The sequence below is a fragment of the Aquiflexum balticum DSM 16537 genome (genome assembly GCF_900176595.1).
In the GTDB taxonomy this organism is placed as follows: Bacteria; Bacteroidota; Bacteroidia; order Cytophagales; family Cyclobacteriaceae; genus Aquiflexum; species Aquiflexum balticum.
This window is the reverse complement of sequence record NZ_LT838813.1, coordinates 1096882-1110530: the sequence shown is the minus strand read 5'-3', so window position 1 is coordinate 1110530 and position 13649 is coordinate 1096882. Positions and strand designations below refer to the sequence as shown.

The window sequence follows — 13649 nt, the reverse complement described above, 5'->3', positions numbered from 1 at the left end:
TTATTGCTATTCGCCATTTGTACCGATAGCTATCGGTATCGAATCCCAGATAAACAGGATTTGTAATCCTGGTATCAGTCCGATATAGGACAACCGGAATTATAAATTCCATTCATCTGTCCTCGCGATTGCAAATCACGAGGAGCATTGAGGAGCATTGATCTAAATGTTTCTTTTTTAGATCAAATAGATTTTAAAAGAAAAATCCCGAAATTGGAATGATGCATCCCTTACTTAGCCAATATTTTAAGCAACACACCAATGTCGATGACCTGGCTTTGGAAAAAATTGCGCCATACTTTGTAGAAGAGACCTTCAAGAAAAACACCTTTCTACTCCGGGAAGGAGAAGTATGTAAATACAACTACTTCGTTGTTTCCGGTTGTATGCGGCTTTTTTCTACCAACAAAGATGGTGTGGAAAACACAAGATACATTGCCTTTGAGGGGAAATTTGGCACCAGTTTCACGAGCCTGATTACAGGTCAGCCTGCTTTTGAAAACATTCAAACTTTGGAAAAAACCACGGTGCTGAGAATTTACAAGGAGGACTTTTATCAATTGGTAGAAACAGAACCTGCAGTCAATAAAGTGTATAGGAACATTTTGGAATCAGCCTATATCACTACCCAAAAGCGTATTTATGACTTTCAGGGTGCCGACAGTCTGGAAAGGGTAAGATGGTTGTTGAAGCATCAGCCCAAAATCCTCAGCAGGCTTTCGAATAAAGTAGTGGCAAGCTACTTAGGCATCACGCCCTATACACTGAGTAGGCTTAAGGCAAGTCTATAAGAGTTAAAACCTTGACATAGAGCAATATTTAATTTCTTAAGAAGCCTGAGATTTGTAGAAGTAAAAACATACAAATCTCATGAAAATCCTTAAATCATTAAAATTCAGGCTAATTCAATTTTTTCTGGGGATAAGTATAGCAACAGGCTTTATTTCCCAAGTATTTTCTCAAACCTTTGTCCCTAAAGTGCCCACTCCTGTAGAATTTATGGCCGGTCACGAAAGGTTGTTTTTTCAAATGGTAGTAAAAAAGAAATTTACCCCTGACAGCAAATTTGGATTTTTGTCAGTATCCACATTTTCTTCGGATTACGGCAATGACTTAGAAGATCTGGATTTGGTGATGCCGGTGTTGATCAATTACAATTTTTATAAAAACTTCAGTGTTATCACAGGAACCACCATAAATAACAGAGTCGGGCTGTCACCCTTAGTCGGATTGCAGCATTCGATTGCCACTAAAGAATGGGTAGCAGTTTCGATTGCATCAGTTTTTCTCAATTCAAGTCGAAACATAGAGCTTTTTGGCATTTATGAATATAAACCACAGATCAGTGCCAAACTTAACCTCTACACCAGGCTTCAATACCTGTATATTCATAATACTGTGGCAAACCACCACGCAAGAAGCTTTTTACAACTACGTGCAGGATTAAAAAAAGAGGCTTTTAATTTCGGCCTGGGGGCAAATTTGGATCAATATGGACCTGAAAAAGAGTTTAAGCCTAACTACGGTATTTTTATAGGTTGGGCTTTTCAGTGAAAACCAATATTGTTAGAATTTTTACTTTTCTCCTAATTTTTCATATTCCAAAAATCAGGGTTAGACATGAAAAATCCGACGGAGAGAAAAAAGAATCAAAATTCAAATTTTTTTAAAAACTTATTCAAAGTGTTGTGATAGAATTATATTATTTAAACAAAATGAAGGTTACCACAATCTGGTAACCTTCAATATAAAATAGCCTTTGACAATTTTAAATCAAATAGGAATGCATGTCCCATCAGAAGATCGACATAAATGATCTGGGGGGCAAGGAACATTTGGGCAACCTTGAAAATCCGGTAATGGTACACAATTACCATTTTGATTACAGTAATGGGAAGGGACACAACTAACGCCACAACAAGGATTGGTGCTGTTTTGACAGGGATCAACAAATCCTCCTGAATCTATAATTTTTTGAAAGTAATATGCTGCTCTAAAGCAAGCGATTATATCTCCTTTTACACACTTTGCAGTATAATAAACAAACCAAGCAAAATTTATGAAATTTTGACCTCCAACAATTATTAATCTCGAATTTTCTATTTCTCCATTTGGATATTGGGCATCCCTCATTTTATTGATATATGTCTTTCCAGGATCAGAGAAAAAAAGAAATTTGGTAGCCTCTAAATGAGATAATACCATATTCTTCTCGTCCGAGTTTAAATTTATTTGATTATTTGAAAGCTTAGAAGAATATTCATTTAACAAAATTAAAGCCTCTTCAAAGTTTTGGCTTGACTCAATAATGTTATCAATGAAATCTATTTCATTTGTTAAGACTGCATTTCCGCCCAGTTTTAACTCTTCCCCAGTTCCTAATGAATTCAGATTAAAATCCCTGAAATTGTATGGGATATTATTTTGCTCAAAATAATCCTTTAGTAATTCAAATTGTTTCTGTAATTCAAAATTGTGAACATCAGAATTATCATTGAAATACCTAAAAACTTTAAGAACATCTTCATCAAAAGCATTACTGGAAATTAAATTTTCATCAAGAAAATCACCTTCTGCCATATTTTGCAGGACTTGATCTTCGGTTTGGCAACTAAAAAATAATGCCACCCAAAGAATACACATCAAGGAATTAATTTTGTTTTTTTTCATAGGATTTTATGGTTTATGGTTTTTTTAACTAAATATATGGTTTTTATAGTATGCTGTCAATTTTTTTTGAAAAAAAAAACCTGTTAGGTTTTTTCTTCCTAACAGGTTTTAACTTTTTTAAAATTTTGTTCAATAGGACAGATTTCAAGCTCTATCTTCGGGATTTCTAATCCTGGTAACAATCCGAATTGAGCAATTGGGAATTGCAAATTCCCTTCATCTGTCCTCGGGATTTCAAATCCCGAGGAGCGCTATTCGACATTTGTAATGGCGAATCCAGATAAACAGGATTTGTAATCCTGGTATCAGTCCGATTTGAGTCTATGGAATTGCAAATTCCATTCATCTGTCCTCGCGATTGCAAATCTCGAGGAGCACAATCATTTCAACCTCGCGATCGGGGTTTTTCCGCCCTTGGTTTTTTCATCAATACTGACCAAAACTTCTGCATCCAAGGGGAGGAATACGTCTACTCTTGATCCGAATTTGATAAATCCGAATTCCCCGCCCTGTGGCAATGGTGATCCTTCCTTTACATACCATTTGATCCTTCTTGCCAAGGCCCCGGCAATCTGCCTTACCAGGATTTTCACTCCATTGGGATGTTTGAGAACCATGGTGGTTCTTTCATTTTCAAGGCTGGATTTTGGATGCCAGGCTACAAGATATTTTCCCGGATGGTATTTGAAATATTCCACAATGCCCTTGATGGGCGAGCGGTTGACGTGTACATTGATGGGAGACATGAAAATAGATACCTGAATCCTTCTTTCATGAAGGTATTCATTTTCGGTAGTTTCTTCTATGACCACCACCTTTCCATCTGCTGGTGCAAAGACAAGTTTATCCTCATTGGGAAGCGGAACGTAAGGATTCCGGAAAAATTGAAGAATAAGAATATAAAAGACGATACTGACAAGCAGCACAAGATTCAAAACAGTTTCCTGTTCAGGAATGATTTGGGATAAACCAAAATTAAGACCGGCTAGTATAAGCAATAGCCAAAACAGTAATTTTCTTCCTTCTTTATGTATAGACATGATAGCAAATTTAAAAGGCTGTGAATGTTTCCATCCACAGCCCAAATATAATAAACTTTCTTTTCAGGCGGGATTAGAATCCACCCCTAAAGGTATAGGTTTTTGCAACTTTATCTATTGCAACGATATAAGCAGCAATTCTCATGGGGACATCGTATTTCACCGATGCTTCATAAACGTGGTCAAAAGCATCTTTCATGATTCTGTCCGACCTTCTGTTTACGCGTTCTGCAGTCCATTTGTAGCCCAATCGGTTTTGTACCCATTCAAAATAGGAAACAGTTACACCGCCGGCATTTGCCAGGATATCAGGTACGGCCATGATTCCTTTTTCGTTGATGATGGCATCTGCTTTTGCTGAAGTCGGGCCATTGGCACCTTCAACGATCAGTTTGGCCCTGATTTTATCCACATTTTTGATGGTGATCACGTCTTCTACCGCGGCAGGCACGAGAACATCCACTTCCAACTCCAATATTTCCATGGGATCAGTGAGTTTTTCTGCTCCTTTGAATCCTTCCAATGTTCCTTTATTGTTGTCCCTGTAGGTAATGGCTTCTTGGATATTGATACCGTTTTCATTGTGGTATGCTCCGGAAATATCAGAAATCGCGACAACTCTCAGGCCCCTTTCTTCCAACAACAAAGCTGCCCAGGAACCCACATTTCCAAATCCCTGAACGGCACAGGATGCCTGAAAAGGATTGATTTTCAATTTTTGCATTGCGGCAAGGGCAGTTACCATGACCCCACGTCCCGTGGCCTCTGTTCTTCCCAATGAACCTCCCAAAACCAGTGGTTTACCGGTAACAACAGCGTTCACCGTCATTCCATGTGCTTTTGAATATTCATCCATCAACCAAGCCATTTCCCGGGGACCCGTTCCCATGTCCGGTGCAGGAATATCCTTGTCAGGTCCAAACACATCAATCATAGCCAAGGTATAGGCCCGCATCAGTCTTTCAATTTCTCCGGCAGACATTTCCCTCGGATTGCATCGTACACCGCCTTTACCTCCTCCGTATGGTATATCCACGACCGCACATTTCCAGGTCATCCAAGCAGCAAGTGCTTTAACTTCATCAAGGTGTACGTCAGGAGCAAATCGGATTCCGCCTTTGGCAGGACCGAGGATATTGGAGTGGATTACCCTGATACCCTCAAAAACCTGAATTTTGCCACTGTCCATGGTTATGGGCAAAGACACGATTACTTGCTTGGCGGGATTTTTCAGCACATTGTAAACCTCGTTTGAGAGTCCAAGTTTTTCTGCGGCGATGTTAAATCTTTCCATCATTGACTCCAAAGGATTTTCCATGTCCTTGATTGGGGCCGGTTCAATGTAAGCCATATTGGGTTTATTTAGTTGACTATGAAATTTGGTACAATATTAAGGAGTTTTTATAATAACCAAGGGGTAATTTTAGAAGATTTTCAAAAATGCAGCTATAAATGGGGCGGATAATAGCAATCCATCAAAACGGTCCATAAAGCCACCATGTCCAGGTAGGGATTTTCCTGAATCCTTTATCTCTATACTTCGTTTGAAAAGTGATTCAATCAGGTCTCCATAAGTCCCCGCTATGATAATAATAGTAGCCACTCCCAACCATTGCCATTCGGGTATGGAGTTGAAATATATGCCCAAAAAATAAGCAATCAGGTAAGCAGATGCCGCTCCGCCCAAGAATCCTTCCCAGGATTTTTTTGGTGAAACCCTTTCAAAGAGTTTGGTCTTTCCGAACTTGGTTCCTGCAAAATAAGCGCCGGAATCACTCGCCCAAAGGATCAAAAGTGATCCGATGATAATCTCATAGTGAAAGGATCCATCTACGGAAAAAGCGGCAACATTAAGTAATGAAAAGGGGACTGCCACATAGAATATTCCCAAAAAGGTAAAGGCAATTCCTGTAAAAGGCTTTTTGTCCGATTTTCGATACAGTTTGATGAAAAACACCAAGGAGGCCAAAGGGAAGATCAGAAAGTAATATTTCTCCTCCAAGCGTTCCATACCGATAAAAAACGAAAGTGCAAAAATGGTTACGCCCAGGAAGGTTCCAAAACTTTTTAAAGGAAGCATCCCATCCAATCCTGACAGCTTATAAAACTCCATTTGTGCAAATCCCAAAATCAGTGCAAATATGATAAAATACAGCCATGGACTATAATATGAACCTGCCACAATAATCCCTGCACCTACAAGACCTGTAATCACTCTCTGCCCGAGATTGCTGTAATTATTGATATTGAAGCGTTCTCTCATCCTAAAAGGAGATCTCATATTTTACTATGTTTAGCGCCTTCAAAAATTCATTTTTCTGAACCATTACCTCATATTGGCCATGAATCTGATACACGGATTCTTTCTTATTCAGTACCACTGCGGCTATTTCATTCTCTTCCAAAACCGATTTTACTATTTCGGCCCTGACCGGGGAAGCGTCTGCGAATACTTTTTGCCAGTTATCCATGAGCGGGATTGTTATGGGATTTATCTCTAAATAGCTTTAAGCCGATTAACAAAATGACCAAGCCAAGAAGCGCAAAGGGCAATGAAACCTGATCCGATTCTTCAATATTAAAGTTTATTTTTCCCAATTTATTTAAATATACCAAAATTACAGTAAAACTATTGTTGAGAATATGTGCAATGACCGGATAAACAAGGCTGCCCGAATAGTGGTACAAGTATCCGAATATAGCTCCTAAAAGCATTCTTGGGAAAAACCCATAAAACTGAAGGTGAATGGCGGAGAAGATAAATGCCACTAGCCAAATCCCCATGTGGGCATTGCCTGTGTAAAATTGCAATTTTGGCTGAAGTACTCCCCTGAAGAGAAGTTCCTCTCCCAAGCCTGCAAGTAAACCAATGACCAACAGTCCCATCAGGAATTCAGAAAAGCTGTCAAAATCAGTCAGGTATTTGGTCAGCAACATCAGTTCATCTTCCTTTTCACGCATCATTTTTTCTATGTGGCTCAGGCTTTCCGGTAAGGTGATATTGGCATTCCAATCTATCAGCAGTCCATTGAACAATATCCCACCAAACATCACCAATACGGTAATGGCCAGCCCAATGAACTTAAAACGGCCCATTTGTTGTTGAAAACCCAAATCAGCTTTGTCGACGACTTTGGCAATAATGAGGGCTGCAACGATAAACCCGAATCCAGTACCTAACCCTTGAACAAATAAGAAAGCCATCCTGCCTTCAGAGTTTTCTGATTGACCTGTAAATAGCGACATCATTTCATCAATCGGAATTCCAAAAAGCGGTTTTATCAATAAAAGTCCCAGTCCTTGCATCAAAATCAATACTCCAAAGGTGATAAGAACCATCATAACAAATGATAAAAGCCAATTACTTTTGGATGCAATGGGGTTTTGGGTGTTATAAATCTCCATAATTGCGGTAAATTTACACGAAAATTACAATTACGAAGTGGTAAAAATAGGAAACTTGGAATTAGGGGAATTTCCTCTGCTTCTGGCACCGATGGAAGATGTCAGCGATCCGCCCTTCAGGGCAGTCTGTAAAGAAAACGGTGCTGACCTGATGTACACGGAATTTATCAGTTCTGAAGGACTGATCAGAGATGCCGTCAAAAGTGTTCAGAAACTCGATATATTCGAATACGAAAGGCCCATAGGCATTCAGATTTTTGGAAATGAAATTGAATCCATGCGCGAAGCCGCAAGCATTGTGGAGGAAGCTGGCCCCGATATGTTGGATATCAACTATGGCTGTCCTGTCAATAAAGTGGCCTGTAAAGGTGCCGGTGCCGGGATTTTGCTGGACATTGATAAAATGGTCAGAATGACTGCTGAAATAGTAAAAAGCGTAAATATTCCCGTTACTGTCAAAACCCGGCTGGGTTGGTCCCAAGATACTATCAGGATTGTGGAGGTTGCGGAAAGGTTACAGGATGTGGGTATTCAGGCCATCAGTATTCACGCCCGTACCCGTCAGCAGATGTATAAAGGGGAGGCAGATTGGTCTTATTTGAATTTGGTCAAAGACAATCCCAGGTTACATATCCCGGTTTTTGGAAATGGAGACATTGACACCCCTGAAAGGGCCAAGGAATACCGTGAGAAATATAATGTGGATGGAATGATGATTGGGAGGGCTTCCATTGGCTATCCCTGGATTTTCAATGAGATCAAACATTTTTTTGCCACAGGTGAAAAGCTTGCTGGACCGGATCTTGGAGAAAGAATCAGAGTCACCAAAAAACACCTGGATTTTTCGGTAGAGTGGAAAGGTGAAAAACAGGGTATACTGGAAATGAGAAGACACTATACCAACTATTTCAGAGGTATGCCGAATTTCAAACCATTCCGTACACAGATGGTTACAGCTGAAAGTTATCAGGAAGTCGTAGCCCTTTTGGAAGAGGTGGGAGAGGTTTATGCGGATTATCAGTTTTGAGGAGAAGCGAGAGTTTAGAGACAAGAGACAATAGACAAGAATCAAGAACCAAGAGACAAGAACCAAGACAAGGTCCAAAGCTTGTCACGAGAATACCATTGACAGATTTAGGAATTGATGGTTAAGAACTGCAAATAGCATTGAAGACTAGAAAGAACCTTGCCTTGTCACCTCGACGTAAGGAGAGGTCTGCAGCCCGCTTTGATGTCATTTCCTTTCTGTAAATGCCAAATTTTAAAAACTACCAATGACAGATTTGGAGATTTAAACCCTTGAACTGTAAAATGCATTCAAGACCATAGAAAACTTTGCCTTGTCACCTCGATCCCGACAACAGTACGGGAGAGAGGTCTTAAACCCGCTTTGATGTCATTTCTTTTCTGAACATATTATTAACGAATTGCCAGCATGCCAAACCAATCACCCAATTCCTAGATGGAAAGAGATTTGCAGTCTGAGAGTACCCTGAAAGCTTGGGGCTTTCTCATTATTTTGGCCTTGGTGTGGGGGAGTTCTTTTATCCTGATCAAAAGAGGCTTGGAAGTTTATTCCCCGGGTGAAGTTGGCGCTTTGAGGATTGTATTTGCAGGATTGGTATTATTGCCACTTTCTTTGCCAAGATTAAAAGGACTGAATAAACGGCAGGTCAAAAATCTCATCATTGTTGGTTTGGTAGGGAGTTTTATCCCAGCCTTTTTATTTGCAAAGGCCCAAACCCAACTCAGCAGTTCACTTACCGGAGTATTCAATGCCATGACACCGCTTTTTGTGGTAATCATAGGGGCTTTGTTTTTTAAGTCCAGGATTACCAGGAGAAATGGGATTGGTTTGGTTATTGCCTTCATCGGAGTCTTAATCCTTATGATGGTCAAAGAAGGAGGAATAGGGAATTTTTCCGAGATCAATGCCTATGCCTTATTGGTGCTATTGGCCTGTGCCTGTTATGGGCTTAATTTGAACATTATCAAATATCGATTTGTGGAATTGAAACCAGTTGCAATCACAGCCATTTCTTTATCTTTTGTTTTACCCTTGGCCTTGATTTATCTTTTTACCTCTACACAATTTTCATTTAAGATATTACATGTAGAAGGTGCAGTTCAAGCAGCAGGATATCTTGCCATCTTGGGCATTGTAGGTACCGCATTGGCCTTGATCCTGTTCAATGTCATGGTCAAGGTAGCTACTACGGTTTTTGCGAGTTCTGTAACCTACCTGATCCCGGTTGTAGCCATTATGTGGGGATTGCTTGATGGAGAAGTTTTGTTGGCAGGACACTATTTTGGGATCCTTGCTGTTATTTTTGGAGTTTGGATAGGGAATAGGAGGTGATTTGACAATAGTTGAAATCAGCAAATCAAAAAACATATGGTTGATTTAACATAGCTCCCCTATTTAAAAGCAATGGGCAACCTCGGTCATCTGACATCGGTCATCGGTCAAAAAATTCTTTCTAAAATATAAACTTGTCATTTCTACTTACTATTTGAGACTAAAACATTTATGAAACTCAATTTTAAAAAATCCGGCAGCGGAGAACCACTGATTATTTTGCATGGCTTGTTCGGTTCTGCTGATAATTGGTTCAGTATAGCCAAGGAACTGGAAAAAGATTTCACCCTTTATCTGGTAGATCAGAGAAACCATGGGGATTCTCCACAAAGTGCGGATTGGAATTATGAGGTGATGGCGGATGATATAAAAGAGCTGATGGATGGGGAGGGGCTCGAAAAAGCCAACCTGATGGGACATTCCATGGGAGGAAAGACGGTCATGAAATTTGGTTTCAAATATCCTGAAAAAGTCAATAAATTGATTGTTGCGGACATAGCACCAAGATTTTATCCCGTACATCATCAAAGGATTCTGGAAGGGCTGAATGCTATTCCGATCAATGAACTAAAATCAAGAAAAGAGGCGGATGATATCCTTTCAACATATATCAAGATACCCGGTATCCGTCAGTTTTTGCTAAAAAGTCTGGGAAGAAATGAGTCAGGTGGATTTATGTGGAAAATCAATCTTCCGGTGATCACGGAGAAAATCGATAATGTCGGGGAAGAAATTGTTTCAGATAAAACCTTCGACAAACCTACGCTTTTCATGGGAGGGGAGAATTCTGATTATATCACTGAACAGGACAAGGAGGATATTTCAAAGATGTTTCCGAACAGTCATGTCATTTTCATCAAAAATGCCGGTCATTGGCTGCACGCCGAACAGCCTGCTGCTGTAGTGGAAACGGTCAGGGCTTTTCTACGCTAATCTTTTAGGCTTTCAGACCTCGAAGATTTTGATAAGAGATAAGTTATTATCCCATAGTCCGCATAGCGCACATAGACTATTTACTGCAAGTATGCCCCGCCTGTCTCGAAAGGCAACTCTACGCCTAAAAGAGGATAATCCCCTGCCCTAAAATTCTTTGCACTCTTTGCGGTTAGAAAAATATGTTTAACCGCAAAGGACGAAATGGGTACGCAAAGGTCAAAGGGAATTTCTGAGAGAACCAAAGAATCAAACTTTCCCTCAGTCTTGATTCCCCTTTTTACCTCGGGACAGGCTTTGCATCTTATGTCTTGCATCTTATGTCTTGCGTCTTGTGTCTTGAATCTTGCTTCTCACTTCACCTTTTTCCCATGTTTGATCACCATATCCACATTTTGCAATAAGCTGATGTGGCGGAGGACATCTCCTTTCACTGCGATGATATCTGCGTATTTTCCTTCGCTGACGGTGCCATAATCATTCTCAACTCTCATAGCTACAGCAGGCCAATAGGTGGCAGCTTTGATGGTCAGCATGGGATCAAATCCAAACTCATTGACCCACACATCCAATTCATTCCAGGTGCTTTGGCTGTGGAATTTCATAGGGATGCCACTGTCGGTTCCTATCATCAGGACCACACCGGCATCTTTGAGTTGGTTGATTTTTCTTTCCAAAGTCGGTTTTCTGACAGGCGTAAGTTGGAAATAAGGCATTCTTCCTGGATACCTCTGTGAAGCCCTGATATCTCTGATGACCGAATCAGGCAGCCCCAAATGCCAGGATGGATCATCTAAGTTTTCAGGATTGTTGCGCATGTATTCATAATTGTACAATACTTCCACGGTTGGTGTCCAGAACAAAGGCCCCATGTTCATTTTCGCAGTACGTTCTTTGATGAGGTCAATGATGTCCTCAGGATATTCCGGTGCAGACGAAAGTCCTGTATGTTCAAAGCAGTCTACTCCTATTTTCATTCCGATTCTGATTTCATCGGGTCGATGTGAATGTGCGACGACAGATTTCCCGTATTTATGCGCTTCATCCACCACAGCTTTGGCCTCCTCAAAAGTCATTTCATCATGGTCAATCAACTTAATTACATCTACTCCTGCATCCACCAATTTCTTGACTTTTTCCCTGGCATCAGCAGGACCATTGACTCCCCAACGGAATGCCTTTGTGCCGGGGTAGGGTTCTTTTTGTATAAATGGTCCGGATACATAGATCGTAGGGCCTGGAATTTCGCCATTATTGATCCTGTCTCTTACATTGATACTTGCCTCCAATGGGGCACCCAAATCACGGGCGCTTGTGACTCCTGCAAGCAGGAGTTGATGTGCTGAAGAGGGCATAATCACGGATTCAAAAATTCCTATATAAGTACTGTCCCAATGGGTGTAATTACTGTGACCATTGATCATAAGGTGCACATGCATGTCCCAAAGACCCGGCATGACAGACATTCCTTCTGTGGAAATTACTTCTGCACCCTCCGGAATCGCCGTATTGTTGACCTGCCCGATTTCTTTAATTCTTTCATTTTCAATAATGATCACAGAATTTCTTAAAGGCGGTCCACCAAATCCATCAATCAAAGTGCCTCCCACCAAAGCTTTTATATTTTGGGCCTGAGACATAAACGGCAAAGTGATGAATAATAAGATGAGGTGGATGATTATGAATTTTTCTTTGCGCATAATATTGATAGAAAGGATGAGGCTTAAATCATTTTCAATTATTATTGTGATAGCTTTAACAAAATGAAAGTAGGAAAATTATACCTTATCCCAACTGTATTGGCAGAAAATTCAGCTGAGAAAATTATCAATCTTGGAACAAGAGAGATTGTCAAGAATACGAAGTATTATCTGGTTGAAAATGTGCGTACTGCAAGGAGGTTTATCAGTAGTCTGAAATTGGGTATTACCATTGAGGACTTGCAGTTCGAAATTTTGGATAAGAAAACAAAGCCCGCTGAACTGGAAAGAATCATGAAGCCATTGTTTGCAGGCGTGGATGTGGGTGTGATGTCCGAAGCAGGCTGTCCGGGTATTGCTGACCCGGGTTCGGCGGCAGTCGCTTATGCCCATGAAAAGAAAATACAGGTGGTCCCCTTGACAGGTCCCAGTTCTATGTTCTTGGCCCTCATGGGTTCAGGGTTCAATGGACAATCATTTGCTTTCCATGGCTATCTTCCTATTGAGAAACAGGACAGAATCAATGCCATCAAGCAATTGGAAGGGGAGTCTGCCCGGCACAACAAAACCCAGATTTTTATGGAAACGCCATTTAGGAACAACCATCTTTTTGAGGATTTGAAATCCACCCTGTCACCCCAGACCAAATTGTGTATCGCTAAAAACCTGACAGGTTCTGATGAATTCATTCAGACAAAGACCATTCAGGATTGGAGAAAAACCAAACTTGATCTACATAAGGTCCCTGTGGTGTTTATTTTGTATGTACCCAAATGAAGGGAGATTTTACAGGATAAAGGGTACATTGATTTACAAATTGTAATTTACAATTTGTAAATTGAGAGGTAATTTTATTCATTTCAGGAATGAAAAAGATATAATTCGGATGTTTGATTCCTTCAACTACTGTTTACTTTACTTTTAGGGATATCCCTTCTTCTCCGTCACCACTCCCCGAACTCCTCCGAGAGGGTTATCCACATCTCCCCGGTAACGGGGAATCAGGTGGATATGGGCGTGGAAGATGGTTTGGCTAAGTTGAATAAAATTTTGAGAATTTTTTATGTAAATAATTTTCAAAAAACAAAAATTCTTATAACTTATAAAGTGTTGGTTGTCAATGATATTGACAAAAATTTATAATACTTATCCACATTAAAATCTTTTTACATATGACACTCAAAAAATATCTCCAACTCCTAAACAAGTTCGTCAAAGAAAATCCGGATGCTCTTCAATTGCAAGTTTTAGCCAGTACCGATGATGAAGGCAATCACTATGTTCCTGTAAAATTTTTTCCAAGTAAAGGTAATTATGACGGGCACACCTATTGGCCAATTTCTAAAGAGTCCAAATCCTTAGGAATTGAAAGAAATGCAAACGCTGTTTGTATAAACTGATAAAATTATGGTAAGATAATTTTTCAAAATATCAAAAACACCAAACACTCTGAAGAAAAAAATGATTTTTATAATTTTGTCAATAGTTTTAATCATTAGACTTTTTTTTAATATCATTACTTTTTGTTTCACCTAAAATGAT

Annotated in this window: 14 protein-coding genes; 7 read left to right on the top strand and 7 right to left on the bottom strand. The window is 39.9% G+C overall.

The genetic code is table 11. The features are described from left to right. Positions 1 to 218: 218 nt before the first annotated feature. Both B9A52_RS04900 and B9A52_RS04895 read left to right on the top strand, forming a co-directional pair. The gene (locus B9A52_RS04900; protein ID WP_231955495.1) at positions 219 to 791 is read left to right on the top strand and encodes a Crp/Fnr family transcriptional regulator; all 573 of its coding nucleotides are present in this window, start codon (positions 219 to 221) and stop codon (positions 789 to 791) included. Positions 792 to 870: 79 nt separating this feature from the next. Beyond that, the gene (locus B9A52_RS04895; protein ID WP_084119248.1) at positions 871 to 1554 is read left to right on the top strand and encodes a hypothetical protein; all 684 of its coding nucleotides are present in this window, start codon (positions 871 to 873) and stop codon (positions 1552 to 1554) included. A 219-nt stretch (positions 1555 to 1773) separates the two neighbouring features. On the opposite strand, the gene B9A52_RS04890 is transcribed toward B9A52_RS04895, so the two are convergent. The 6 genes from B9A52_RS04890 to B9A52_RS04860 form a co-directional block, all read right to left on the bottom strand. Continuing rightward, positions 1774 to 2670, bottom strand: a complete 897-nt coding sequence (locus tag B9A52_RS04890) for a hypothetical protein (RefSeq protein ID WP_084119247.1) — start codon at positions 2668 to 2670, stop codon at positions 1774 to 1776. 380 nt (positions 2671 to 3050) lie between these two features. Continuing rightward, the gene (locus B9A52_RS04880) at positions 3051 to 3710 is read right to left on the bottom strand and encodes a phosphatidylserine decarboxylase family protein (RefSeq protein WP_084119245.1); all 660 of its coding nucleotides are present in this window, start codon (positions 3708 to 3710) and stop codon (positions 3051 to 3053) included. 73 nt (positions 3711 to 3783) lie between these two features. After that, positions 3784 to 5061 carry a Glu/Leu/Phe/Val family dehydrogenase gene (locus tag B9A52_RS04875; protein WP_084119244.1) on the bottom strand — a complete coding sequence of 426 codons (1278 nt, stop codon included), beginning with the start codon at positions 5059 to 5061 and terminating at the stop codon, positions 3784 to 3786. Between the two features lie 72 nt (positions 5062 to 5133). Further along, complete coding sequence (locus B9A52_RS04870; RefSeq protein ID WP_231955494.1) at positions 5134 to 5991, bottom strand: phosphatidate cytidylyltransferase; 858 nt, start codon at positions 5989 to 5991, stop codon at positions 5134 to 5136. Beyond that, entirely contained in the window at positions 5975 to 6181 is a 207-nt protein-coding gene (locus B9A52_RS04865; RefSeq protein WP_084119242.1) for a putative signal transducing protein, read from the bottom strand. The genes B9A52_RS04870 and B9A52_RS04865 overlap by 17 nt, the downstream gene beginning before the upstream one ends. Continuing rightward, the gene (locus B9A52_RS04860) at positions 6174 to 7115 is read right to left on the bottom strand and encodes a CPBP family intramembrane glutamic endopeptidase (RefSeq protein ID WP_084119241.1); all 942 of its coding nucleotides are present in this window, start codon (positions 7113 to 7115) and stop codon (positions 6174 to 6176) included. The genes B9A52_RS04865 and B9A52_RS04860 overlap by 8 nt, the downstream gene beginning before the upstream one ends. Before the next feature lie 37 nt (positions 7116 to 7152). On the opposite strand from B9A52_RS04860, the gene dusB reads away from it, so the two are divergent. From dusB to B9A52_RS04845, 3 genes are all read left to right on the top strand, one after another. Then, positions 7153 to 8142: a tRNA dihydrouridine synthase DusB gene (gene dusB / locus B9A52_RS04855; RefSeq protein WP_084119240.1), complete on the top strand. Its 990-nt coding sequence runs from the start codon at positions 7153 to 7155 to the stop codon at positions 8140 to 8142. Positions 8143 to 8577: 435 nt separating this feature from the next. Then, complete coding sequence (locus B9A52_RS04850; protein WP_084119239.1) at positions 8578 to 9474, top strand: DMT family transporter; 897 nt, start codon at positions 8578 to 8580, stop codon at positions 9472 to 9474. 171 nt (positions 9475 to 9645) lie between these two features. Beyond that, positions 9646 to 10407, top strand: coding sequence for an alpha/beta fold hydrolase (locus tag B9A52_RS04845; protein WP_084119238.1), 762 nt, complete (start codon positions 9646 to 9648; stop codon positions 10405 to 10407). A gap of 353 nt (positions 10408 to 10760) precedes the next feature. Here B9A52_RS04845 and B9A52_RS04835 read toward each other — a convergent pair whose 3' ends face one another. After that, entirely contained in the window at positions 10761 to 12107 is a 1347-nt protein-coding gene (locus tag B9A52_RS04835; protein ID WP_084119236.1) for an amidohydrolase family protein, read from the bottom strand. Positions 12108 to 12170: 63 nt separating this feature from the next. Here B9A52_RS04835 and B9A52_RS04830 point away from each other — a divergent pair, with 63 nt between their 5' ends. After that, positions 12171 to 12884, top strand: coding sequence for an SAM-dependent methyltransferase (locus tag B9A52_RS04830; protein WP_084119235.1), 714 nt, complete (start codon positions 12171 to 12173; stop codon positions 12882 to 12884). A gap of 395 nt (positions 12885 to 13279) precedes the next feature. Further along, positions 13280 to 13507 carry a hypothetical protein gene (locus B9A52_RS04825; protein ID WP_084119234.1) on the top strand — a complete coding sequence of 76 codons (228 nt, stop codon included), beginning with the start codon at positions 13280 to 13282 and terminating at the stop codon, positions 13505 to 13507. Positions 13508 to 13649 lie beyond the last annotated feature (142 nt).

Coding starts and splice junctions, on each gene's coding strand:
- B9A52_RS04900 (WP_231955495.1), top strand. CDS start 219: ATGATGCATCCCTTACTTAGCCAATATTTTAAGCAACACACCAATGTC.
- B9A52_RS04895 (WP_084119248.1), top strand. CDS start 871: ATGAAAATCCTTAAATCATTAAAATTCAGGCTAATTCAATTTTTTCTG.
- B9A52_RS04890 (WP_084119247.1), bottom strand. CDS start 2,670: ATGAAAAAAAACAAAATTAATTCCTTGATGTGTATTCTTTGGGTGGCA.
- B9A52_RS04880 (WP_084119245.1), bottom strand. CDS start 3,710: ATGTCTATACATAAAGAAGGAAGAAAATTACTGTTTTGGCTATTGCTT.
- B9A52_RS04875 (WP_084119244.1), bottom strand. CDS start 5,061: ATGGCTTACATTGAACCGGCCCCAATCAAGGACATGGAAAATCCTTTG.
- B9A52_RS04870 (WP_231955494.1), bottom strand. CDS start 5,991: ATGAGATCTCCTTTTAGGATGAGAGAACGCTTCAATATCAATAATTAC.
- B9A52_RS04865 (WP_084119242.1), bottom strand. CDS start 6,181: ATGGATAACTGGCAAAAAGTATTCGCAGACGCTTCCCCGGTCAGGGCC.
- B9A52_RS04860 (WP_084119241.1), bottom strand. CDS start 7,115: ATGGAGATTTATAACACCCAAAACCCCATTGCATCCAAAAGTAATTGG.
- B9A52_RS04850 (WP_084119239.1), top strand. CDS start 8,578: ATGGAAAGAGATTTGCAGTCTGAGAGTACCCTGAAAGCTTGGGGCTTT.
- B9A52_RS04845 (WP_084119238.1), top strand. CDS start 9,646: ATGAAACTCAATTTTAAAAAATCCGGCAGCGGAGAACCACTGATTATT.
- B9A52_RS04835 (WP_084119236.1), bottom strand. CDS start 12,107: ATGCGCAAAGAAAAATTCATAATCATCCACCTCATCTTATTATTCATC.
- B9A52_RS04830 (WP_084119235.1), top strand. CDS start 12,171: ATGAAAGTAGGAAAATTATACCTTATCCCAACTGTATTGGCAGAAAAT.
- B9A52_RS04825 (WP_084119234.1), top strand. CDS start 13,280: ATGACACTCAAAAAATATCTCCAACTCCTAAACAAGTTCGTCAAAGAA.